At 65.6% G+C, this 21,921-nt stretch carries 19 protein-coding genes; 9 read left to right on the forward strand and 10 right to left on the reverse strand.

Translation table 11 applies throughout. The annotated features are described in order from the left end of the window. Positions 1–70: 70 nt before the first annotated feature. Positions 71–1,336 (reverse strand): extracellular solute-binding protein, encoded by a 1,266-nt coding sequence (locus QQZ18_RS21960; protein ID WP_284543135.1) that lies wholly within the window; start codon positions 1,334–1,336, stop codon positions 71–73. Positions 1,337–1,516: 180 nt separating this feature from the next. Here QQZ18_RS21960 and QQZ18_RS21965 point away from each other — a divergent pair, with 180 nt between their 5' ends. After that, positions 1,517–2,461, forward strand: a complete 945-nt coding sequence (locus QQZ18_RS21965) for an AraC family transcriptional regulator (RefSeq protein ID WP_284543136.1) — start codon at positions 1,517–1,519, stop codon at positions 2,459–2,461. A gap of 3 nt (positions 2,462–2,464) precedes the next feature. Here QQZ18_RS21965 and QQZ18_RS21970 read toward each other — a convergent pair whose 3' ends face one another. The 6 genes from QQZ18_RS21970 to QQZ18_RS21995 form a co-directional block, all read right to left on the reverse strand. Continuing rightward, positions 2,465–3,535, reverse strand: a complete 1,071-nt coding sequence (locus tag QQZ18_RS21970; protein WP_284543137.1) for a D-TA family PLP-dependent enzyme — start codon at positions 3,533–3,535, stop codon at positions 2,465–2,467. Between the two features lie 120 nt (positions 3,536–3,655). Further along, positions 3,656–5,656, reverse strand: coding sequence for an alpha-amylase family protein (locus QQZ18_RS21975; protein ID WP_284543138.1), 2,001 nt, complete (start codon positions 5,654–5,656; stop codon positions 3,656–3,658). Between the two features lie 11 nt (positions 5,657–5,667). Next, complete coding sequence (locus tag QQZ18_RS21980; RefSeq protein WP_284543139.1) at positions 5,668–6,807, reverse strand: ABC transporter ATP-binding protein; 1,140 nt, start codon at positions 6,805–6,807, stop codon at positions 5,668–5,670. Positions 6,808–6,817: 10 nt separating this feature from the next. Further along, positions 6,818–7,639, reverse strand: coding sequence for a carbohydrate ABC transporter permease (locus tag QQZ18_RS21985; RefSeq protein WP_284543140.1), 822 nt, complete (start codon positions 7,637–7,639; stop codon positions 6,818–6,820). 13 nt (positions 7,640–7,652) lie between these two features. Continuing rightward, positions 7,653–8,576 (reverse strand): carbohydrate ABC transporter permease, encoded by a 924-nt coding sequence (locus QQZ18_RS21990; RefSeq protein ID WP_284543141.1) that lies wholly within the window; start codon positions 8,574–8,576, stop codon positions 7,653–7,655. 160 nt (positions 8,577–8,736) lie between these two features. Beyond that, positions 8,737–10,029: an ABC transporter substrate-binding protein gene (locus QQZ18_RS21995; protein ID WP_284543142.1), complete on the reverse strand. Its 1,293-nt coding sequence runs from the start codon at positions 10,027–10,029 to the stop codon at positions 8,737–8,739. Between the two features lie 285 nt (positions 10,030–10,314). Between QQZ18_RS21995 and QQZ18_RS22000 the strand changes: the two genes are divergently transcribed. Beyond that, complete coding sequence (locus QQZ18_RS22000) at positions 10,315–11,328, forward strand: LacI family DNA-binding transcriptional regulator (RefSeq protein ID WP_284543143.1); 1,014 nt, start codon at positions 10,315–10,317, stop codon at positions 11,326–11,328. A 39-nt stretch (positions 11,329–11,367) separates the two neighbouring features. Here QQZ18_RS22000 and QQZ18_RS22005 read toward each other — a convergent pair whose 3' ends face one another. Further along, positions 11,368–12,111 (reverse strand): 3-oxoacyl-ACP reductase family protein, encoded by a 744-nt coding sequence (locus QQZ18_RS22005; protein ID WP_284543144.1) that lies wholly within the window; start codon positions 12,109–12,111, stop codon positions 11,368–11,370. A gap of 87 nt (positions 12,112–12,198) precedes the next feature. Further along, positions 12,199–12,783 (reverse strand): TetR/AcrR family transcriptional regulator, encoded by a 585-nt coding sequence (locus QQZ18_RS22010; protein WP_284543145.1) that lies wholly within the window; start codon positions 12,781–12,783, stop codon positions 12,199–12,201. 262 nt (positions 12,784–13,045) lie between these two features. Here QQZ18_RS22010 and QQZ18_RS22015 point away from each other — a divergent pair, with 262 nt between their 5' ends. Beyond that, a complete protein-coding gene (locus tag QQZ18_RS22015) occupies positions 13,046–13,795 on the forward strand; it encodes a helix-turn-helix domain-containing protein (protein WP_284543146.1) in 750 nt (249 codons plus the stop codon). Between the two features lie 101 nt (positions 13,796–13,896). Beyond that, the gene (locus QQZ18_RS22020; protein WP_284543147.1) at positions 13,897–14,865 is read left to right on the forward strand and encodes a threonine dehydratase; all 969 of its coding nucleotides are present in this window, start codon (positions 13,897–13,899) and stop codon (positions 14,863–14,865) included. 222 nt (positions 14,866–15,087) lie between these two features. On the opposite strand, the gene tkt is transcribed toward QQZ18_RS22020, so the two are convergent. Continuing rightward, positions 15,088–17,100 (reverse strand): transketolase, encoded by a 2,013-nt coding sequence (tkt, locus tag QQZ18_RS22025; protein WP_284543148.1) that lies wholly within the window; start codon positions 17,098–17,100, stop codon positions 15,088–15,090. Positions 17,101–17,435: 335 nt separating this feature from the next. Here tkt and QQZ18_RS22030 point away from each other — a divergent pair, with 335 nt between their 5' ends. The 5 genes from QQZ18_RS22030 to QQZ18_RS22050 all read left to right on the forward strand — a co-directional run bounded on the left by QQZ18_RS22030 (position 17,436) and on the right by QQZ18_RS22050 (position 21,880). After that, a complete protein-coding gene (locus tag QQZ18_RS22030) occupies positions 17,436–18,647 on the forward strand; it encodes an ROK family protein (protein WP_284543149.1) in 1,212 nt (403 codons plus the stop codon). Between the two features lie 160 nt (positions 18,648–18,807). Further along, on the forward strand, positions 18,808–19,056 hold the full coding sequence (locus tag QQZ18_RS22035) for a helix-turn-helix domain-containing protein (protein ID WP_284543150.1): 249 nt from the start codon (positions 18,808–18,810) through the stop codon (positions 19,054–19,056). Continuing rightward, positions 19,056–20,381, forward strand: coding sequence for a type II toxin-antitoxin system HipA family toxin (locus QQZ18_RS22040; protein ID WP_284543151.1), 1,326 nt, complete (start codon positions 19,056–19,058; stop codon positions 20,379–20,381). The genes QQZ18_RS22035 and QQZ18_RS22040 overlap by 1 nt, the downstream gene beginning before the upstream one ends. A 225-nt stretch (positions 20,382–20,606) precedes the next feature. Next, positions 20,607–21,176: a hypothetical protein gene (locus QQZ18_RS22045; protein WP_284543292.1), complete on the forward strand. Its 570-nt coding sequence runs from the start codon at positions 20,607–20,609 to the stop codon at positions 21,174–21,176. A 29-nt stretch (positions 21,177–21,205) separates the two neighbouring features. Further along, on the forward strand, positions 21,206–21,880 hold the full coding sequence (locus tag QQZ18_RS22050; protein ID WP_342398941.1) for a hypothetical protein: 675 nt from the start codon (positions 21,206–21,208) through the stop codon (positions 21,878–21,880). The last annotated feature ends 41 nt before the right edge of the window (positions 21,881–21,921 follow it).

The raw sequence follows: 21,921 nt of genomic DNA on the forward strand, positions 1-21,921 counted from the left end.
TTGTCGGAAAGGTGATCGCAACCCCAATGAATGGGGCTGCGACCGTTCAGGCGGATGACTTCGGGGGAGGTCAGTCGCTGGCGAACTGCTTGGCGAACGCGTCGAGCTCGTCGAGGGCGCCCTTGACGTCGGTGCGCTGGCCGGTGATCAGCTCCTCGAGCAGGATGCCCCACTTGTTGCCGAGCTCGGGCCAGTGCGCGTTCTGCCAAAAGTTGACCGCCGTCTTGGGGGCGGTGGCGGCCAGGGCCTCCGGCAGCGCCTTGCCGTATTTCTCGGAGAACAGCGCGCTTTCGACGATGCTCTTGCGGTTGACCTCGCCGACGTCGCCGGCTTCGAGGCGCTTCATCTCGACCTCCTTGGAGGTCGCCCAGGCCACGAACAGACCGGCGCAGTCCCGCGCTTCCTTGTCGGGGTTGCCCTTGGCGCCGATGGCGAAGCCATGGGCGAAGCCGCCGCCGGGCATCGGGGACGGGGGCGGCAGGAAGGCGACCTTGTCGGTCACGCTCGATTTTGCCGGGTCGATGGTCATCGCCGCGAGCGGCGCCGATTCGATGATGATGGCGACCTGGCCGGACAGGAAGGCGCCGGTGGCTTCGTCCCAGCTGCCGGTCTGCGTGCCGGGCGAGGAATACTTGAACAGGTCGAGGTAGATGTTGGTGGCGTCGACGGCGGCCTGGCTGTTGAAGGCCGGCTTGCCGTTGTCGAACCACTGGCCGCCTGCGGCCTTGAAATAGGGCATCCAGCGCCAGACGTTGTCGCCGGAGCCGCGCTTGCCGCGCAGCGCGATGCCGTAGACGCCCTTGGCCGGGTCGGTGAGCTTGGGCACGGCGGCGCGCAGTTCGTCGAGCGTCGTCGGCGGCTTGATGCCGGCCGCTTCCAGCAGATCCTTGCGGTAGACCATGATGTCGCCGCCGCCCTGGATCGGCGCGAACCAGATCTTGCCGTCATAGGTCGCCGTGGTCTTGCGGCCGTCATCGAAGTCGTCGAAGTCGAAATCGGTGGGATAGTGGTCGAGTAGCGGAACGAGCCAGCCCGACGAGGCGAACAGCGCCAGATTGGCCTCGTCGACATAGTAGACGTTGTAGCGGCCGGTGGTCGACGCGTCGGCTTGCGACTTGGCGCGGCGGTCGCCCTCATTGAGATAGTCGATCGCGAAATCGACGCCGGACAGGCTCTTGAAGTCGGCCTTCTGCTCTTCGAGCATCGTCAGCGCGTCGCGCGGCTGGGCCAGAATGCGAACGTCGGATTTGCAGACCGGACCGGCGGCCGCCACGCCGGCCGACAGCGCGCCGAAGACGGTCGTCAGTGCGATCGTCCGGATACAGTTGTAGCTCATACCAAGCTCCTCCCTTACCACTGCGCCGGGGCCTCTTCCCCCGGGGCATGGTGAAATCTGCCACCTTTCCCCAGTGGCAACTAGGCGCCGGCATGCGCTTGATCTATACTATCTTGCACGGGGCTGAGGTGTGTTCTGGCGGAAATCCGCCGTTAGTAGGATTGCGAAATCGGGGGTGCGATGGCGACGCCGCAAGATAGTGCATACTTCGAGCACATTCAGATCTCGGAGGAACAAAGCTTCCTGTGGCGGCTGGACGACTATCCGTGGCAGCGTTGCGTGTGGAACTATCACCCGCAGGCGGAAATCCACCTGATCCGCTATTCCTCCGGCCTGTGCTTCGTCGGCGACCACATTGGCGACTTCAATGCCGGACAACTGGTGCTGGTCGGCGGCAACCTGCCGCACAACTGGGTGTCGCCGGCCATTGGCGAGCGAAAGCTGGTCGGCCGCGACATCGTCATCCAGTTCGATCACGCGCGGTTCGAAAGCGCGGCGGCGGTGCTGCCGGAGCTGAAGGAGGTAGGCGGGCTGTTCAAGCGCGCCGCCTATGGCGTGGAGTTCTTCGGCGAGACCGCCAGGCGCGGCGAGGCATTGATCGAGGGCATGGCGGATCTGTCGGGCGTCGGGCGGCTCGGCGTCTTCATCGAGCTGCTGTCGCTGATGGCCGAGTCGACCGAGTATCGCACCCTGGCGACGCCGGAGTTTCTCGGCCTGTTCCGTCCGGGCTCGATCGTCGAGATCGAGACGCTGGAAAAGGCGCTCGCCTTCATTCACGAAACCTATCTCGAACGGTCGTCATTGTCGGACGTCGCCGCGCTGGTCGGCATGTCCGACAGCGCCTTTTCCCGCTTCTTCAAGAAGCACACCGGCAACACCTACTCCAACCACGTCATCTCGCTGCGCCTTTTGATGGCGCGCAAGCTTCTGACGGAGACGGAACGACCGGTCACCGACATCTGCTACGACACGGGGTTCAGCAACATATCCAACTTCAACCGGGCGTTTCTCCAGAGGATCGGCATGACGCCGTCGCGCTACCGCCGGGCGTCCCGGTCGCGAAGCCTCAAGGGGCACACGGGCGAGACGTCGGCCGGCACCCGCCTGGAAGACTACGCGTCGTAGGCTTCACCAGATCCGGCCGCGCGCGACGACCGGCACGGCGCGGGGCGTCGGCTCGCCGGCGGAAACAAGGTAGACCTCGTCGACCATGTTGGTCACCACGCAGGCGTGGTTGGGGACGATGCGCAGCCGGTCGCCGACGGCAAGGTTGATCGGGCCGGTGCTGACGAGGCGGCCGTGTTCCTCCGACAACTGGTCGATGGCGAGATCGTCGCGGCCGAGCACATGGCCGTAGCCGGTGAGGCCGAACAGGTCGGAGGTGAGCGTCTTCGAGCCGGCGTCGATGATGGCGCGGTTGGCGGTGGGTACCGACACCACCGTGGCGAGCACGGTGAGGGCGCAGTCGTCCCAGCCGCAGGCGCCGCGCGCCACCAGCGAGCGGTCGTTGTAGACGTAGGTGCCGGGGCGATACTCGGTGACGACGGGCGCCTCGGCGGCGTGCATCATGGTCGGCGTGCCGCCGGAGCTGATCGCCGGCACGGTGAGGCCCTCCGCCTCGATCAGCGCCTTGGCGCGGGTCATGAAGGCCTGCACCGCCGCTTCGCCGCCGGCCGGCGGGTAGGTCATCAGGCCGCAGAAGGCGAGGCCGGGCGCCGCCGCGATGCGCATCGCCAGCGCCGCCGCGTCCTCGGGCGAGGCGACGCCGCAGCGGCTGGCGCCGGTGTCGCATTCGACCAGCACCCTGAGGGGCGGCGGCGCGTCGGCGAAGGCGGCCGACAGGCCATCCACCACCGCCGCGCTGTCGGCGACCACCGACAGTCGGACCTTGCGCGCCAGCGCCGCGAGGCGGGCCAGTTTCCGCTCGCCGACGATGTTGTAGGTGATGAGAACGTCGGTGACGGCGGGGCTGCCGGCCACCATCGCCTCGGCCTCGGATACCTTCTGGCAGGTGATGCCGATGGCGCCGGCCGCGAGCTGCATGTCGGTGACGAGCGGCAGCTTGTGGGTCTTGATGTGCGGCCGCACCTTGAAGCCGTTCGCGTCGGCATAGGCCTGGAAGCGCCGGATGTTGGCGCGGACGAGATCCATGTCGACCACGACGCTCGGCGTGTCGAGGCTTGCGGCAAAGGTTTCCATCAGGAGCATTCCGATCTTCGGCCGTGTGCGAACCCGATCAATGCGCCCCTGACGGACGACACACAAGAGCCGGCGTGAAAACCCGCCGTGGCGGGCTTTCGTGCGCCGGCTCCCGGTCGGTCACGACCTGTAGGCCACCTCCACCATGGCGACGCCGGTCACCTCGGGCACGGTGAAGGAAACGCGTCCCTCGGCCTCCGTGAAGGGCAGCGCCGGGCCGTCGGGGACGAGGCGCACTGCTTCGACGGGGGCGTCGACCTTCAGCGACACGGCGATGTCGCGCAGCGTTACGAGGTCCTGGATCGGCTGGATGTTGCTGTCCCACAGGTAGCCGCGCAGGGCCGGCGTCGCGTGCATGAGATAGACGACGTCGCGGTTCTGCGCCGGCTGCCGGCGGACGGTGACCCGGCCGGCCCGCGGCAGGCCGGTGGCGATCATCCGCTCGCCGCCGAGGGCGCCAACCAGGGCGCGTTCGACCATTTCCAGAAGGCGCACGGCGCCGACCTCGGTGTAGACGCGGAACACCGGGTGGGCGAGGTAGGTGACGGCGCCCTTGCGGCTGCCGCCGTCGTAGCCGCTCGGGTCGGGGCGGCGCGGCACGTTGATGTGGCCGGAGAAGTGCTTCGGCGTGCGGTCGAAATAGGGCTCGTAGACGCTGCCGAGCGACGCGCCGTCGGTGACGCGGATGCGCTCGGACGGGGCGTACATGAAGTTCGGTTCGTCGATGCCGTCGGGCCGCCATTCGGGCGTCGGCAGCAGGTAGTCGCCGCCGGCCATGGGCGAGGTGCCCTCCCAGGCGGCGCCGACGTCGAGCACGAAGCCCTTGGCGTCGATGCCGCTCTTGCCGGTGAGCAGCAGGCGGCCGCCGCCGGCAAGATATCGCTCAAGCCTCGCCTTGAGGGCGGGACCGACCGGCACGGCGTCGGGCAGGACGATCAGGCGGTAGGGCGCAAGATCGCTTTCGAGGTCGAGCACGTCGAAGGTGAGGCCGGCTTCGAGAAGGATGCGCGTCGCGCCGTCGTCGCTGGCGTGCTTGTGGGCCGGTGCCTCGATGCTGGAGGCGTCGAGCGTCGCCGCTTCCAGCGAGACGAGGCCGATCTCGGCGCGGTTGACGCTGCCGATGGCCCAGGCCTCGCGTTTTTCCACCCAGTCGTAGGCGGCGCCGACGATGGCCATGGTCGAGGGATCGACGAGGCCGGTCGGATGCAGGTGGTCGCCGATCGAACAGCGGGCGCCATGGGCCAGCATGGCCCCGCATTCGTAGACGAGCGCCTCCGGCCGCTTGTAGCCGCCGATCTCGCCCCAGGTGAAGTGGAACTTGCCGGTCATGCCGAGGAAGGGAATGCCGAGCGGATCGACATAGCGGGCGCTGACGGGGAAGTGGTCGTAACCCCAGCCGGCCGTCGGCAGCGATTCCAGTTCGAGGTGGCTGTAGTATTTGGCGATGTGCTCGCGGCTGCCGCGCCGGATGTGGCCGGAGTTGAAGAACAGCGGCATGCCGGGCGCGCGGGCACGTACGGTGTCCTTCACCTTGCGATAGAAGCCGTCGAGCGCCTCGGCGCCGAACACGGTGCGGTCCGCCTCGGACGTCCAGTCGAGGCCGTGCGCCTCCATCGCCGCCTTGGCGTAGGGCGAGATCGACGGCAGCTGGCTGCAGATGTCGATGAAGATGCCGTCGCCGTCGGGGTAGAGCTCCAGCACCTCGTCGATCTGCGCGGCGAGATAGTCGAGATAGGGCGAGGCGAAGTCGAGGTAGGCCCAGCCGGTGGGGTCGTTGCGCGACTGCGGCAGGTGGCCGTCCGGCGTGACGATGCGCCAGTCTGCGTGGGTGAAGGCGGCGTGCTCGTCCCAGGCGGCCGAGAGATAGATCGGCGCGGCGATGCCCTCGCCGTGCAGCGCGTCGAGCTGGGCGCGCAACAGGTCGAAGCCGAGGCCGGGGTGCATCCGGCCCACCTTGGTCGGGTGGTAGGACAGGCCGTGATGGCACTTGGAGAAGATGGTGACCGAGTCGACGTGGGCCTCCTTGAAGGCGCGGGCGAAGGCGCGCGCGTCGAAGCGGGAGCCGATGCCCTCGATCAGGCCGGAGGTGTGGAAGTCGAGATGGATCTGGCGAAAGCGCATGATGGCGGAGGTCACTTGTGATGGATGGGGGAGGCGTCGTGCAGCGTGGCGCCGTCGGCGGCGAAGACCACGAAGGCCGAGCGATCGGCCCTGAGCGCGATGTGCTGGCCGAGCCGCTTGTCGGACTGGCTCGGAACCAGCTGGGCGAAGTAGCCGTCGAGGGACTCGGAATCGGTGGTGCGGAGGGCGCGGGCGTCCGAATAGACCAGCGTCTCGCGGCCGAGCGCCTCGACCACGGTGACCTCGGCGTCGGCGAGGTGGACTTCGCCGTCGTCGCCGAGCGCTTCCGGCCGGATGCCCAGGGTGACCGCGTCGCCCGCGAGCGGCAGCGTCTCGCCGGGCGCGAATTCCAGGTCGAGCGGCGGCCGTCCCTCGCCGAGCGAGAAACCGACCGACCGGCCGGCCAGCCTGAGAACGCGGGCGGTGATGAAGTTCATGCGCGGCGAGCCGATGAAGCCGGCCACGAAGCGCGTCGCCGGCTTGTTGTAGAGGTCGAGCGGCGAGCCGATCTGCTCGATGTTGCCGCCGTTCATCACGATGATGCGGTCGGCCATGGTCATGGCCTCGGTCTGGTCGTGGGTGACGTAGAGCATGGTGGCGCCAAGCTCGCGGTGCAGGCGCGATAGCTCGATGCGCATCTGCGAGCGCAGCGCGGCGTCGAGGTTGGAAAGCGGCTCGTCGAACAGGAACACCTCCGGCGCGCGGGTGATGGCCCGGCCGATGGCGACGCGCTGCTTCTGGCCGCCCGACAGCGCCTTCGGATACTTGCCGAGGTGGTCGGTGATGCGCAGGATCTCGGCGGCGCGCGTCACGGCGGCCTCGATCTCGGCCTTCGGCCGGCGCGCCACCTTGAGGGCGAAGCCCATGTTCTGGGCCACCGTCATGTGCGGATAGAGCGCGTAGTTCTGGAACACCATGGCGACGCCGCGATCGGACGGTTCGGCGGCGGTGATGTCGTGGCCGGCGATGGAGACCGAGCCGGAGGAGATCTCCTCCAGGCCGGCGATGGAGCGCAGCAGCGTCGACTTGCCGCAGCCCGACGGGCCGACCATGACGACGAACTCGCCCTTCTCGGCGGCGAAGGACACTCCGGATAGGACCGTCAGGCTGCCATAGCGCTTGACGACGTCGCGGACTTCGAGATGGGGCATGGCGGTATCTCTATTTGCCGAGGCCGGCGAGGCTGCGCACGAAATGGCGCTGGGCCAGCAGGAAGATGACGATGAGGGGAAGGGTGGCGATGGCGAGGCCGGCCATCAGGGCGGGCCAGTCGGCGCTGTACTGGCCGGTCAGCCCGTAGATGCCGACGGGCAGCGTGCGCACGTCGGACTTCGTGAGCATCAGGAGGGCGAGGATGAACTCGTTCCAGTTGAACACGGCCTGGAAGATGGCGCCGCTGGCGATCGCCGGCCCGGAGAGCGGCAGCACGATGCGGAAGAACACCTCCAGCCGGCCGCAGCCGTCGAGCCGCGCCGCCTCTTCCAGCTCGCGCGGGAACTCCAGGAAGAAGGTGTAGAACAGCATCGTGGTGAAGGGGATGCCGTAGGCCGCGTAGGGCAGGGCGATGGCAAGGCGCGAGTTGAGGAGCCCGGCGCTGGAGACCAGCTGGTAGAGCGGCACCATGACGCTTTGCAGCGGCACGGCGAAGCCGGCGACGATGGCGACGTAGACCCAGCGCATCACCGGCCGGTCGGAGCGAGCGAGGATGTAGGCGGCAAGGCTCGACGCGAAGATGATGATGAACACCGACAGCGCGGTGACCAGGATCGAGTTGATCAGGAAGCCGCTGATGCCGATGCCCCAGGCGCGCTCGAAGGCGGCGAAGCTGAACTGCTTGGGCAGGGCGAGCGGCCGGGTGAACAGCTCGGCCTGGCTCTTGAAGGCCGAGATGACCATCACGAAGACGGGCAGCAGCACGAACAGCGTCCACAGCGAGACGACGGAGTGCAGGCCGATGGCGACGGTGCGGGATCGAAGCGTCATGTTCCTTGGCTCCTTAACCGCGCCGCGACAGGCGGACCTGCAACCAGCCGAGCAGCACGGCGGTGACCAGCAGGACGACGGCCATGGCGTTGGCGTAGCCCATGTTTCCGAAGGAGAAGGCCTGGGTGTAGGTGTAGGTGCCCAGAACCTGGGTGGCGTTGGCCGGCCCGCCGCCGGTGGTGACGAACACGAGGTCGAACACCTTGAAGCCGCCGATGACGGTGATCAGCGTCGCCAGCACCAAGACGTTGCGGATGCCGGGAAGCGTGATGTACCAGAAGGCCTTGAGGCCGCGCGCGCCGTCGAGCGAGGCCGCCTCGTAGTGCTCCTTGGGGATGGCCTGCAGGCCGGCGAGGATCAGCATCATCTGGAAGCCGACGTTCTGCCAGGCGGCGATGAGCAGCAGCATCCACAGCGAGATCGACGGATCGCCCAGCCAGCCGAGCTTCGGCGTCGGCAGGCCCAGCGCCTTGACCACGGCATTGAGCGGGCCGACGTTGGGGTCGAGGATCAGCATCCAGACGAAGGCGACGGCGATCGAGGAGATCACCACCGGCATGAAGATGATGGTGCGATAGAAGACGCCGCCGCGCCGGATGCCCCGGTCGAGGATGGCGGCGATGATGGCGCCGCCGCCGACCTGCGAGATCACCGATCCGACGACGATGAAGATGTTGTTGGAGATCGCCCGCCAGAACAGCGGGTCGGTGACCGCCCGGCGGTAGTTGGCGCCGCCGACGTAGGTCCACGAGCTCGACGTCATGGAGAAGTCGAAGAACGAGCCGACCACGGCGACGATGGCCGGGATCAGGATGAAGACGCCGACGAGGATGAGCGCCGGGGCCATCATGGCCGAAGCGGAGACGGTGCCGGCCTTCATCGCCGGCCGCCGGGCGCCCGGAGCGCCGGCGAGAGTGGATGTCGGTGGAAAGGGCATGCTGCTACCTGGCGGCCGTCCCGGTCGGGCGGCGGCGGAAGGGCGAGGATGAAAGGAGGCCGGGGCGACAATCGCATCGCGTCGCCCCGACCGAGGGGCGCCTGTCCGGGGGGGAGGAACAGGCGCCGTCACTCTTTGCGGGAGCAGGGCTCCCGGGAGCTTACTTCTTGGCCTGCGCGGCGAGAGCTGCCTCGCGCACCTTGCCGACGGCCGCTTCCGGCGTCAGCGTGCGGTTCAGCACCTCGACGGTGGCGTTCATGTAGGCGTCGGCCACGGTGGACTCGAGCAGCGCATCGAGCACGTTGACGCCCTCCTTGACGGTGGCGACTTCGCTCGCGATGTCCTTGAAGCTCTGCGGCACGCCCTCGGCCTTGTCGATGAGCTTGGTGTTGGACGGCAGGAACTGCACCTTCTCGGCGAACTTCAGGGCCTGCTCGTCGGAGACCAGGAAGCTCAGCCATTCGACCGCTTCCTTGGGATGGGCGGTCTTGGCGGAGACCTGATAACCCTCGGGCACCAGGAAGTTGGCGTCGGGGTTGCCCTTGCCGCCTTCCATCACCGGCAGACGGAAGAAGCCGTAGTCGGTGAAGCCGGCCTCATCGAGCGCCGAGGTGCACCAGCTGCCGCAATATTCCATCGGCGAGGCCCGGGTGATGAACATCGAGTCGGCGATGGCGTATTCGGTGGCGTTCGGCGCGTCCTCGAAGCAGCCGGCGTCCTGCAGGTCGACGAGCGCCTGGAAGGCCTTGGCATAGCCCGGATCGGTGTAGAGCTGGTCGGCCGGCCGCGACAGGTCGTAGTCGGCGGCGGTGGCCGCGACGCCCATGGCGCGCTCGTTGAGCATGGTCATCCAGTGGATGGCCTTCCAGCGCGTCTTGTTGCCAAGCGGCATCGGCACGGTGTTGGGATCGATCTGGCGGATCGCCTTGCACAAGCCACCGAGTTCGCCCAGCGTCTTGGGGATTTCGAGCTTGTGCTCGGCGAAATAGGCCTTGTCGTAGAAGACGTATTTGGTGACCGCGTCGGTGGCGACGCCGTAGAGGCGGCCGTCGTAGCGGAAGGAATCCAGAAGGCCCTGCGGCAGCACCTTGGCAAAGCCGCCCGGCACGTTGCCGTAATCGGTGATGTCGAGCGCCAGCTTGTCCTTGACGAGCTGCGCGGCGCGGTCGCCGGCCCAGTTGAAGAACACGTCCGGCCCGTCGGAGCCGACCAGCGCCACCTTCAGCGCGGTCTTGTATGGGTCGCCCGGAAAGATCTGGTGTTCGATGCTGACGTTCGGATGGGTCGCCTTGAAGCTCTCGGCGGCCTCGGCGATGAGTTCCTTGTAGCCCTTGTTGTCGAGCGTCCACATCTTGATGACGATGTCTTCGGCGCGCGCCGGGGCGACAAGAATTGCGGCGCCCAGAAGCGCGCTGGCAACAAGACGGACCTCTCCACTAAACCGGAATCGCATGGTAAACTCCCTAACCCTCTAGGATGAAACGGCGAACGAATTCCGTCTTGGTGCGGATGCTCATTCTGGCATTGATATCGAACCGTTTCGATAGGATCGTATAGTCGGGTTTTTGGCTTGACAAGTATCGAACTATCATCGAACAGCGACATGTGGATAGATCGAACCTGTCCCGCCGCCGGGGGTGCGCGGATTTCCATCCGCTCGTGCGCTCTTCGGCGCATGTCGTCGGGGTGGGTATGAAAACGGTTCGATAGGCCGGAACGGCCGGAAAAAGGCAAGGCGATGGCAACGATCAGGGATGTGGCCCGTCATGCGGGCGTCTCCATTTCCACCGTGTCGCTGGCCCTCAACGGCACCGGGCCGGTGAGCGAGGAAACGCGGGCGCGCATCGACGCGGCGGTGGCCGCCGTGAGATACACGCCGAACCTGATGGCGCAGAATTTGAAGCGCGGGCAGTCCAAGCTGGTGGGCATGGTGCTGGGCGACGCCGCCAACCCGTTCTTCGGCCGGCTGTTCGGCACTATCGACAGGCACATCTCCGGCCACGAGCACATGCTGATCGTCGCCAACCTCGCCTCCGATCCCGACCGCGAGTTGCGCACGCTGACGCTGCTGAAGCGGCACCGGGTGGCGGGCATCATCATGACGCCGCTCAGGAACGATCCGGAGTTCGCCGCCTATCTCAACGAGATCGACGTTCCCGTGGTGCTGGTCGACCAGGACGTCGACGGCACGGCGCTCGACTTCGTCACCTCAGACCACCGGCGCGGCACGGAGATGCTGACCGAATATCTCGCGCGGCTCGGCCATCGCCGCATCGCCTATGTCGGCGGCCAGAGGCGCATGTGGGTGGCCGAACGTCGCCTGGAGGGCTTCCGCTCGGCCATGGCCGAGGCGGGCCTCGAGGTGGACCCGGAGTTAGAGATCGTGGCCGACTACAGCGCCGATCTCGCCTACGAGAACGTCATCCGCCTTATGTCGGCGCCCCGGCGGCCGACTGCCATCCTGGCGGCCAACAACTACATGGCGATCGGCGCGTTGCAGGCCGTCACCGACCTCGGCTTCCGCTGCCCCGACGACGTGTCCATCGCCGGCATCGACGTGGTGGCCTGGAGCAGCATCGTCATGCCGCGCATCACCACGGTGGAGCAGCCGATCGAGGAACTGGCCCGCGTCGCCTCGCTGTGGATGATGGAGCACGTGCGCGGCGAGGCCGCGAGGACCGGCGAGCGGCGCTGCCACGTGGCCGAGCCCAAGCTGGTCATCGGCCATTCCTGCGCCCCGCCGCCGAAATAGGCGGGGGCCGGGGAGCGTTCCCCGGCCGAGGCCGTTTCGTCAGAGGGCGAAGCCGCCGTCGATGGTCAGGCTGGCGCCGGTGACGTAGCCGGCTTCGTCGCGGGCGATGTAGGAGACGAGGCCGGCGATCTCCTCCGGCTCGGCCATGCGCTTCAGCGGCACCATGCCCATCACCATGTCCATCCCCTCGTTGCCGAGGGCGCCGATCATGTCGGTGCGGGTCGGGCCGGGCTGGACGTTGTTGATGGTGATGCCGCGCGGCGCGAGGTCGAGGGCGAGGCCCTTGACCATGCCGGCCACCGCCGCCTTCGTGGTCTGGTAGACGCTGGCGCCGGGGAAGCCGCTGCGCTGGGCGATGTTGCTGCCGATGGTGACGATGCGTCCGCCGTCCTTCATGTGCGGCAGCGCGGCCTGGATGGCCAGGAACACGCCGCGCACGTTGACGTCGAGCTGCAAGTCGAGGTCCTCGACCGGCACCGTGTCGACGAGCCCCATGCGGGCGACGCCGGCATTGACGACGACCACGTCCAGCCTTCCGAAGCGGTCGATGGTGGTGCCGACGGCGGCGATGAGATCGTCCTTTTGGGCGCTGTCGGCCTTGATGGCCAGCGCCTCGCCGCCGGCCGCCCGCACCTTGGCAGTGAGATCGTTGGCGGCGGTCTCGCTCGAAACGTAGGTGAAGGGCACGGTGTAGCCGTCGTCCGCCAGCCGCGACACGATGGCGGCGCCGATGCCGCGCGAACCGCCGAACACCAGCGCCACTTTCCTGTTGTCGTCACTCATCGTCATGCTCCGTTTTTGACTGATCAGTCCATAATTGGACAAGCGAAGGGCGCACTCCCGGCGTCGTCTTGTTATCTGCTTATCTGGTCATCTGGCTCTGAAGCGCTCCACCGCGAAGGCGGCGAGGGCGTGGAGTTCCTTGGCTCCGCCGCCGCCGCGCGCGGCGAGCTGCAGGCCGGTCATGGTGATCTCGACGAAGGACGCCGCCTGTTCGATGTCGATCTCCGGATCGATCTCGCCCAGTCTCTGTCCTTCGCTCAGGCGGTCGACGACCTTCGCCCGGAAGGCGGCGATCATCTTCTCCCGCATTTCCGTCAGCTCGGGGTCGGTGACGCCGAATTCGCCGACCGATCCGGCGCCGAGGCAGCCCCGGCAGCGCAGGGCGTCGTCGTCGGGGATGAGGCCGATGAGCAGGTCGCGCAGGCCGTCGAGCGGCGAGGCCGGCGCCGTCAGCCGGCCGATGTGGCAGCTCGTGGCGTTGCGCTGATAGGTCTCCAGCGCTTCGAGGTAGAGCCGGCGCTTGTCGCCGAAGGCGTTGTAGAAACTCTGGCGGCCGATACCCATCGCCTGGACCAGGTCCTCCGTCGACGTCGCCGCGAAGCCCTTGGACCAGAACACTTCGATCGCCGCCGTCAGCGCGGCATCTCTGTCGAACTCCCGTGGTCTTGCCATGGGGAAGTGGTACCGGTTCTGGACTGATCGGTCAAGAATGGGGCGATCACGTTCGCGTGGGCAATCGACAGTCGGAAACGCGGGATGAGTGATGAATGCCGCCCTCGACCAAGGGCTCCGACCGTGAGACGGACCGGGGCGCCGCACAGGGTTCGCTGATGGCCGTTGTCCTCCAGCCATTGTCTTGGCAAGATGGGCGAAGGCATTATGGCCTGGGATTGTCGCCTATCGAAGGGGCGGCCGTCGGTGTCCGGAGTCACCCTTGAAAGCTCTCGCTACACCTCACTGGCGCCTGGAGCTGCTGCCCGCCTCGCCCTACTGCGTGCGTTACGTGGTGGCCGACAATGAGATCGGCTTTGCCTATGATTGCCAGACCGGCGAGCATTCGATCGGAACCGATCGGAGGTCGTCATTCAAGGTGCGCGCCAACAGTCTGGCGGTGCGGGCCAAGGGCTGGGACGTCTATTCGAGGTCCCGCCGGGGCGGCGAGTATCTCCGGCTCGTCTGCCAGGACCTGGAGATCCGTCGCGGCTGCCACGACTTCATCGACGAAAGGGCGGCCGGCATTGCCCATCGTCTGCGCAGTCTGCTCCTCACCCACGCCGATCCACTCGATTGCGAAGCCCTGGTGCTGGCGCTCCGGGATCGTGTCGACGATCTTTCAGAGACCCGGAATGAGCCGATCCCGGGCTGGATCACGCCCCAAAGGCTGCGCCGCATCGACGACCTCATCGACTTAAGGCTTTCGGAAAACCTCCTGGTCACCGACCTGTCGGCGGCGCTCGGTTTGTCGACGCGCTATTTCGCCCGAGCCTTCCACAGGGCGACGGGGCGATCGCCGCGCGACTACATCATCGAATGCCGGCTGCGCCGGGCTCGGGAACTGATCGAGACGACCGATCACTCGCTGGCGGACATTGCCCTGGAATGCGGCTTTTCCTCGCACGCCCACATGACGTCGCAGTTCGTGAGGAGGGTCGGCGTCACGCCAAGCGCCCTGAGGTCGGGGTAACCGACGTGCATCCGGATCGCGCCTTCGCTCGTCCATTCATGTTCGTTTTTTGAAAGCCGGCGGCGGTGGCCTTCGCTAGTTTTACGGCGAAGGAGCCTCACATGCAGTTCACCGACAATGACATAGAAGACGCACTGAAAATCGTGCGCCGCGTCGTTCCGCCAACGCCTGCCTATGCCTGGCCGCTGCTGGCCAGGGAGAGCGGGGTCGAGGTGATCGTCAAGCACGAGAACCATACGCCGACCGGCTCGTTCAAGGCGCGCGGCGGACTGGTGTTCGTCGATGCGCTCAAGCGCGAAGGTCTTCCCAAGGGCATCATCACCGCCACGCGGGGCAACCATGGCCAATCCATCGCCATGGGCGCCCGGCAGGCCGGCATACCCTCGGTGATCGTGGTGCCCGAGGGAAACTCGCGCGAGAAGAACGCGGCCATGGAGGCGTTCGGCGGCGAGCTGCTGATCTCCGGCCGGGACTTCGACGAGGCGCGACGGGTCGCGGCCAGCGAGGCGACAAAACGGGAGTTCCTCAGCGTTTCCTCGTTCAGCCGCCACATCGTTCGCGGCGTGGCGACCTACGGCTGGGAACTGTTCTCGCAGCATCCCGATCTCGACGCGGTGTTCGTGCCGCTCGGCATGGGTTCGGGCATCTGCTCGCTGATCGCCATGCGCAATCTCATGAACCTGAGAACCGCCATCATCGGCGTCTGCGCCGAGCGGGCGCCGGTCTACGCGCAGTCGTTCCAAGCCAAGCACCGCATGATCGGCACGGAGGCCGCGACCTTCGCCGACGGCATGGCCTGCAAGGAGCCGCCGGAAGAGGCGGTGGACATCGTGCTGTCCGGGGCGGCCGACGTGGTGACCGTCAGCGAGGACGAGATCGCCGAGGCGATCCGCTCGCTCTACAGCGCCACACACAATGTCGCGGAAGGCGCCGGCGCGGCGGGCTATGCCGCCTTGATGCGGCACCGCGCTCGATTCCGGAACAGGAAGGTTGCCGTGATCCTGACCGGCGGCAACATCGACCGGGATCTCCTGGCCACGGTCCTCTCCGGGCACACGCCGTCGGCGTGACGCGTCGGGTCTCGCGGCGCGCGCGGTGGAAGGACTTGACCGATGGCGAGGGAAAGTGGGACCGGCCCCCGGGTCTCGCCGGGAGGGGGCGGGAGCCGGGGGCACGGTTAAGCCGCGGGCCTCGGGGGGAGGAGGCCGGGGAGGCGGCTTTGGAGGACCACTCGCGTCGTGACGCGAGTGGCTCGCCCGGCGTTGTGAGGGCGCCGGGCAAGTGCGGGGCGATTACGCCAGGACGCTCTGCACCGCCTTGACGACGCCGTCGGTGGTGATGCCGAAGAACTCGTAGACCTCTTGTGCCGGGCCGCACTCGCCGAAGCGATCGATGCCGACGACGGCGCCGTCGAGACCGACGTACTTGCGCCAATAGTCGGTCACGCCCGCCTCGACGGCAACGCGGGGGATGCCGCGCGGCAGCACGGCGTCGCGATAGGCGGCGTCCTGCTTCTCGAACACGAAGTGCGAGGGCAGGGAGACGACGCGGGTCGCAACGCCCTCGGCGGCGAGCTTCTGCTGCGCCTCCATGGCGAGGCCGACTTCCGAGCCGGTGGCGATGATCACCGCGTCGGGCTTGCCGGCGCAGTCGCTCAGCACGTAGCCGCCGCGCTTGATCGCCTCGATCTTGGCGGCGTCACGCGGCTGGTGCGGCACGCGCTGGCGCGTCAGGACGAGGGCGGTCGGGCAATCGCGATGCTCGATGGCGGTCTGCCAGGCGACGAAGGTCTCGACGCTGTCGCAGGGACGCCAGACGTCCAGGTTGGGCATCAGACGCAGCGTCGCCGTCTGCTCGACGGCCTGATGGGTCGGGCCGTCCTCGCCCATGCCGATGGAGTCGTGGGTCAGCACGAAGATCGGGTTGATCTTCATCAGCGCCGCCATGCGGATGGCGTTGCGGGCATATTCGGAGAACACCAGGAAGGTGGCGCCGATGGGCAGGAAGCCGCCGTGCAGCGACAACCCGTTGACGATCGCCGTCATGCCGAACTCGCGGATGCCGTAGTCGAGGACGTTGCCGCCTTCTTCGAGGGCGTTGGCGCGCAGATGCTTGCAGCCGTCCCACTCCGTCATGGTGCAGGCGTGCAAGTCGGCGGAGCCGGACAGGAGCTCCGGCATCAGCGGCGCCAGGGCGTTGAGCGCCCGCTGCGAGCCGTGACGGGTGGCGACGCTCTTCGCCTCGGCGTCGATGGTCGCCAAAAGCTTGGCGGTCTCGGCGGCGAAATTCTCGGGGCGGCGGCCGTTGACGCGGCGCTCGAACTCGGCGGCCTTGTCCGGGAAGGCGGCGCGGTAGCCGTCGAACAGGGCCTGCCACTTCTGCTGCCGCTGGGCGCCGGCATCGCGGCCGTTCCAGGCGGCGCGCACGTCGGCGGCGATTTCGAACGGGCCGGAGGTGATGCCGAGCGCTGCGCGGGTGGCGGCGATTTCGGCGTCGCCGAGCGGGTTGCCGTGAACGCCTGGGGTGTCCTGGCGGTTGGGCGAGCCCTTGCCGATGATCGTGCGGCAGCAGATCAGCGTCGGCTTTTCGGTCTGGGCCTTGGCCTCCTGGATCGCCTTGTCCAGCGCCTCGACGTCATGGCCGTCGACGCCGGAAATCACGTGCCAGCCATAGGCTTCGAAGCGCTTGGGCGTGTTGTCGCTGAACCAGTCGGAGACGCGGCCGTCGATGGAGATGCCGTTGTCGTCCCAGAAGGCGATCAGCTTGTTGAGCTTCCAGGTGCCGGCCAGCGAGCAGGCCTCGTGCGAGATGCCTTCCATGAGGCAGCCGTCGCCGACGAAGGTGTAGGTGTGGTGGTCGACGATGGGGAAACCGGGGCGGTTGAACTCGATGCCCAGGAGCTTCTCGGCGAGCGCGAGGCCGACGGCGTTGGCCAGGCCCTGTCCGATCGGGCCGGTGGTGGTCTCGACGCCGGGGGTGTGGCCGTATTCGGGGTGGCCGGGCAGGCGGCCGCCCAACTGGCGGAAGTTCTTGATGTCGTCCAGCGACACGTCATAGCCGGTGAGATGCAGCATCGAATAGATCAGCATCGACGCATGGCCGTTGGACAGCACGAAGCGGTCGCGGTTGACCCACTTCGGATCGGCCGGGTTGTGGCTGAGGTGGCGCGTCCACAGGGCGGTGCCCATTTCCGCCATGCCCATGGGGGCACCCGGATGGCCGCAACCGGCGGCTTGCACCGCGTCGATGGTCAGGATGCGAATCGCATCGGCCAATGCGGTGGATGACGGAAAAGGTGAAAGCATCGTGGGTGTCTCCTCGCGTTCCCCCGGCCATTTCCTCTGCGATGGGCATAATGACCGAAAATTGCCCGAACACTGTAGACTTCGGTATAAAAAAAGTCAAAATAAATAACCGATACGCCGGAATAATACAGTTGTTGCCGCCTAATGCGCGCGTATGTGCGAAAATGCGGCGATTTCCGTTGAAGTTCAGGCAGTTCCGAAGGGGGCGCAGCGTTCGTTCGTTTACCGGCTAGAGGCGATCGGGTATGATGCAACCGACCGATGCCTGCGGTCGCTCCGGCGGTTTCCTGATCGGGACGAGGGCGCCAAGACTGTTGAAAAAGGGAAACGCCGTGGTGAGTGCGAGGGACGTTATCACCGATACGAGTGGTAGCCATTTGCCCGTGGAAAGCCGAGACCTGTTCTCGCTGATCGCCAGGAACGGGGCCGTTTCCCGATCCGAGCTGGAACAGCTGTCCGGCAGTTCGCGCACCACCGTGGTTCAGCGGCTCGCCACGCTGTTCAACGCCAATCTGGTGCGCGAGACCGAGAAGGTGCTGCCGACCGGCGGCCGCCCCTCGAAGCTTCTCAGCGTGAACGAGGAGTTCGCGCTGATCGCCGCCGTCGACATCGGCGAGAGCCGGACGCGCGTCGCCCTGACCGACCTGACGCCGAAGATCGTGGTCGAGGAAGCCTTTCCGACCGACCTCGACGACGAGCCGACCTCCATCCTGGAGCAGATCGGCGCCTGCATCGAGCGCCTGTTGCCGCAGATCGGCCGGCCGATCGAGGACGTCATCGGCGTCGGGATCTGCCTGCCCTCGCGCATCGACTACCAGACCGCGCGGGTGTTCGGCCCCTCGGTCATGCACGGCTGGTACGAGCTCGACATTCGCGGCTGGTTCTGGGATCGCTACAAGATCAAGGTGTTCGCCGACAACGACGTCAACCTGATGGCGCTCGCCGAGTACAAGACCTACTGGCCGGACGAGGACTATTTCTTCTTCATCAAGGCCGGCACCGGCATCGGCGGCGGCTTCATCAGCGGCGGCGAGGTCTATCGCGGCGGGCGCGGCGCGGCGGCCGACATCGGCCACATCCAGCTCGACCTGCCCAATCCGCCGCTCTGCCGCTGCGGCAAGCTCGGCTGCCTCGAAGCCTATTCGGGCGGCTGGGCCATCGCCCGCGATCTGCGCGCCATCGGCATCGAGGCCCGGAACGCCCGCGACGTCATCGGCATCGTCAAGCGCAACGTGCCCGAGGCGATCCAGCTGATCCGCGCCGCCGGCAAGGGGTTCGGCGAGGTGACGGCCAACGTCGTCAGCGTGCTCAACCCGAACCTGATCGTGGTCGGCGGTACGCTCGCGGAAGCCGGCGAGCACCTGATGGCCGGCATTCGCGAACTGGTCAACCAGCGCTGCCTGCCGCTCGCCACGCAGACCCTGCAGATCGTCACGGCAAAGAGCGGCGACCGCGCCGGCATCCTGGGCGCCGCCCATCTGGTGTTCGAGGAACAACTGGTCGGCGGCGGAAGCCACAGCCGCGACAAGGTCCACGTGGCGCGGTGAAGGGGCGGGGCGATCTCGCCCTGCTGTGTCTCGTCCTGATTATACGCTCTGACGTATAGTTACGTTTTATACGCTCTAGCGTATTTTTTTTAAATATACGCTTGGCCGTATATTGAAAATTTATACGCTAAGGCGTATCCTCATGCGAGGAGAGGCTTGCATGAGCGACATTGTCCGTACACCGCCCCAAATAGGCGCAGTTATCAGGCGCCGGCGCAAGCTGAAAGGTCTGACACAGGCGCAGCTCGGTGAGAAAACCAAGCTGCGGCAAGCAACGATCTCGCAGCTGGAAGGCGGCGAGGGCGGCGTTAAGCTCAAAACGTTGACCGATATTCTGGCGGCACTGAACCTTGAGCTGGTGATCCAGGATCGCTCGACCTCGACACCTGACATCGAGGATCTTTTCTAGTGGCACGCACGAAGCAAAACCCCCCACTGAGAGTTCTGCTCAACGGCAGAGATGTCGGCCTGCTGACCCGCGCTTCCAGCGGTGCCATAGACTTTCGGTATGCGCCGGAATGGCTCGAATGGGACAACGCCATCCCGGTGTCACTCTCGCTTCCGTTGCGAGAGGATCGCTATATCGGCGAGCCGGTGCTCGCCGTCTTCGAAAACTTGCTGCCCGACAACAAGATCGTTCGTGACCGCGTCGCTGCAAAGGTGCAGGCCAACGGTACGGATGCCTACAGCCTGCTTAGCAAGATCGGCGCCGATTGCGTCGGTGCGCTGCAGTTCTTGCCGGACAATGCCGACGTTGGAAAAGTCGGCGCCATCGAGGGGCATCCGATCAGCCCTGAGGAGATTGCCAAGAAGATCGCCGACCTGAAATCGGCGCCGCTCGGAATGGATGAGAATGAGGGCTTCCGGATTTCGATTGCCGGAGCGCAGGAAAAAACGGCGCTGCTCTACCACGACGGCAAATGGCAAATCCCGACTGGCACGACACCGACCACGCACATCATAAAGCCGCAGATCGGTCAGATCCCGAGCGGTATCGACCTGAGCAACAGCGTCGAGAACGAATATCTCTGCATGAAACTCTGCAAGGCTTTCGGACTCGATGTGGCCGATGTCGACATCGTGGACTTCGCCGGTACCAAAGCTCTTGCCGTCGAGCGGTTCGATCGCATCCGGGCTCGCGATGGCCGCCTGCTGCGCCTCCCGCAAGAGGATATGTGCCAGGCTCTGTCAGTGCCACCCAACCGCAAATACCAATCCGACGGCGGGCCTGACAATCAGGCCATCATGCAACTGCTCAAAGGCGCCGATAAGCCGGAGGATGATCAGCTTGCCTATTTGAAGGCGCAGCTCATCTTCTGGCTTATCGGTGCAACCGATGGTCATGCCAAGAATTTCAGCGTCTTCCTGATGCCCGGAACACGGTTCAAACTTACACCGCTCTATGACGTGCTCACAGCGCAGCCGAGCGTCGATGCGTATCAGGTCGGCATCAACAAGTTCAAGCTGGCGATGTCGGTCGGAAAGAACAACCACTACAAGATCAACGACATCATGCCGCGCCACTTCCTTCAAACCGCGGATCGATGCGCCTTTGACAAAACCAAACTCATTGGCGAGCTCGAACAGCTTCTGAACAATGGCGAGAAGGCGGTCACATCAATGATGGAGGGGCTTCCGCATGTCCTGCCGGCTCAGCTCATGGATAGTGTCCTGACCTGCGTTGCCGCAAGGATCCGGAGCATCTCGCTGTGGGCCGAAAAGCGTCTCGGGTAAATATCTGTCGAGACGAGAAGCTGGGCGTGATCTTGTCGGCTCCTGCTTCGGTCCGATCACATCAACGAAAAACGCCCGGGACACGAGGTCCCGGGCGCCGGTCAGGATTGCAACTTGCCGAGGGGGGCTCAGCGCGCCGCGTTCCAGCCCTTCATTGACACGCTACAGCTGTTCGTGGTGAAGTGTCCTCTGTCCTAGGACAGAGGACACTGTTTCATGAGCGGGATGAAAAGTCAGGATATCGTGGTTCTGCTGAAGCTTGTGAGTCTTCAGGATCAGGAACGACAAACCTTGCCGGAGCAGTCTCATTGGGCCTCTCAAGGAGAGTCCCCGTATTCGGTGCGGGGGCTTGAGGCTCTTCTCGGGATCAGCAAGACCGAGATCAGCGGTTCGATCAAGCGCAGCCTCTCCTCGGGTCTTGCTAACAAGGACAGGCAGACAGGTCGGCCCAATCCCAATCGACGCAATTTACATAGCTTCCTTCTTAACGGTCTGAAGTTTGTCTTCCCGGCAAAGCTTGGCACCATGACGCGCGGCACTCCGACAGCCTTTGCCGCGCCCATGCTCAAGAACCTGCTGATCCGCGGCGGGGAGCATATACATGTCTGGCCATCCGCTCGCGGAAGTAACATGGGACTATCGGTCGAGCCTCTGTTCAAAAGCGTTCCCGACGCCGTGGAGCAGGATGAACGGCTTTATGAGTATTTGGCGCTCGTGGATGCGATCCGGCTCGGCAACCAGAGAGAGGCTGGTCTCGCCGGAGAGCGCCTCTCCGAAAAGCTGCTTGCAAAATGACGACTGTCAGAGGCCGCCAGTTGCTCCAGATGATGTTGCAAGCCGTGGCCGAGGCGCTTGGACGCGATCTGCGCGAGCGCTTGGTGTTTGTCGGCGGAAGCACCACCGCTCTTTTCATTACCGATGAAATCACCCTTGAGGACGTCAGGACGACGGATGATGTCGACCTCATTGTCGATCTTGCGGGATACGCGGAATGGGCAAAATTGCAGGACCATCTGCGTCGGAACGGCTTCAAGGAGTCACCGGAAGATACGGTTATCTGCCGGATGCGGCTTGGAAATCTCAAAGTCGACTTCATGCCGGATGACGAGGCAATCCTCGGCTTCAGCAATCGCTGGTATGCCAAAGGCATCGAAACGGCGGTCACCATTCAGCTGACTCCCGATATGACCATCAGGCGGTTGGCCCCGGCCCTTTTTGTGGCCACCAAGCTGGAGGCGTATCTCGGACGTGGCGAGGGTGATTTCTTTACGAGCCGCGATCTGGAGGACATCCTTCTCATAGTTGATGGCCGGCCGGAGATCGTTGCCGAGATCAAGGAGGCCGAAGAGGGCGTAAGGCGTTTCATCGCCGAGCAAATCACCGCGCTACTTGCAGACCCGGAGTTTGACGCCTTCCTTGATGGCAACATCCGGGGACCGGAAGGTCGTGCCGACATTGTCCACGAACGTTTCGTTGCCATCGGCCAGAGCGGCGGCTGAATTTGGACCGATGCCGCCTTGCCAAGCTTGGGGCGGAAGCG

Origin of the sequence: Pleomorphomonas sp. T1.2MG-36, assembly GCF_950100655.1 — a bacterium.
Taxonomy (GTDB): Bacteria; Pseudomonadota; Alphaproteobacteria; order Rhizobiales; family Pleomorphomonadaceae; genus Pleomorphomonas.

What these genes read in the sequence shown, in the direction of transcription:
- QQZ18_RS21995 (WP_284543142.1), bottom strand. Translation starts at nt 10,029, where the DNA reads ATGCGATTCCGGTTTAGTGGAGAGGTCCGTCTTGTTGCCAGCGCGCTT.
- tkt (WP_284543148.1), bottom strand. Translation starts at nt 17,100, where the DNA reads ATGCTTTCACCTTTTCCGTCATCCACCGCATTGGCCGATGCGATTCGC.
- QQZ18_RS22035 (WP_284543150.1), top strand. Translation starts at nt 18,808, where the DNA reads ATGAGCGACATTGTCCGTACACCGCCCCAAATAGGCGCAGTTATCAGG.
- QQZ18_RS21970 (WP_284543137.1), bottom strand. Translation starts at nt 3,535, where the DNA reads ATGGAAACCTTTGCCGCAAGCCTCGACACGCCGAGCGTCGTGGTCGAC.
- QQZ18_RS22000 (WP_284543143.1), top strand. Translation starts at nt 10,315, where the DNA reads ATGGCAACGATCAGGGATGTGGCCCGTCATGCGGGCGTCTCCATTTCC.
- QQZ18_RS21980 (WP_284543139.1), bottom strand. Translation starts at nt 6,807, where the DNA reads ATGCCCCATCTCGAAGTCCGCGACGTCGTCAAGCGCTATGGCAGCCTG.
- QQZ18_RS21985 (WP_284543140.1), bottom strand. Translation starts at nt 7,639, where the DNA reads ATGACGCTTCGATCCCGCACCGTCGCCATCGGCCTGCACTCCGTCGTC.
- QQZ18_RS22020 (WP_284543147.1), top strand. Translation starts at nt 13,897, where the DNA reads ATGCAGTTCACCGACAATGACATAGAAGACGCACTGAAAATCGTGCGC.
- QQZ18_RS22010 (WP_284543145.1), bottom strand. Translation starts at nt 12,783, where the DNA reads ATGGCAAGACCACGGGAGTTCGACAGAGATGCCGCGCTGACGGCGGCG.
- QQZ18_RS22045 (WP_284543292.1), top strand. Translation starts at nt 20,607, where the DNA reads ATGAAAAGTCAGGATATCGTGGTTCTGCTGAAGCTTGTGAGTCTTCAG.
- QQZ18_RS21965 (WP_284543136.1), top strand. Translation starts at nt 1,517, where the DNA reads ATGGCGACGCCGCAAGATAGTGCATACTTCGAGCACATTCAGATCTCG.
- QQZ18_RS21960 (WP_284543135.1), bottom strand. Translation starts at nt 1,336, where the DNA reads ATGAGCTACAACTGTATCCGGACGATCGCACTGACGACCGTCTTCGGC.
- QQZ18_RS21975 (WP_284543138.1), bottom strand. Translation starts at nt 5,656, where the DNA reads ATGCGCTTTCGCCAGATCCATCTCGACTTCCACACCTCCGGCCTGATC.
- QQZ18_RS22005 (WP_284543144.1), bottom strand. Translation starts at nt 12,111, where the DNA reads ATGAGTGACGACAACAGGAAAGTGGCGCTGGTGTTCGGCGGTTCGCGC.
- QQZ18_RS22050 (WP_342398941.1), top strand. Translation starts at nt 21,206, where the DNA reads ATGATGTTGCAAGCCGTGGCCGAGGCGCTTGGACGCGATCTGCGCGAG.
- QQZ18_RS21990 (WP_284543141.1), bottom strand. Translation starts at nt 8,576, where the DNA reads ATGCCCTTTCCACCGACATCCACTCTCGCCGGCGCTCCGGGCGCCCGG.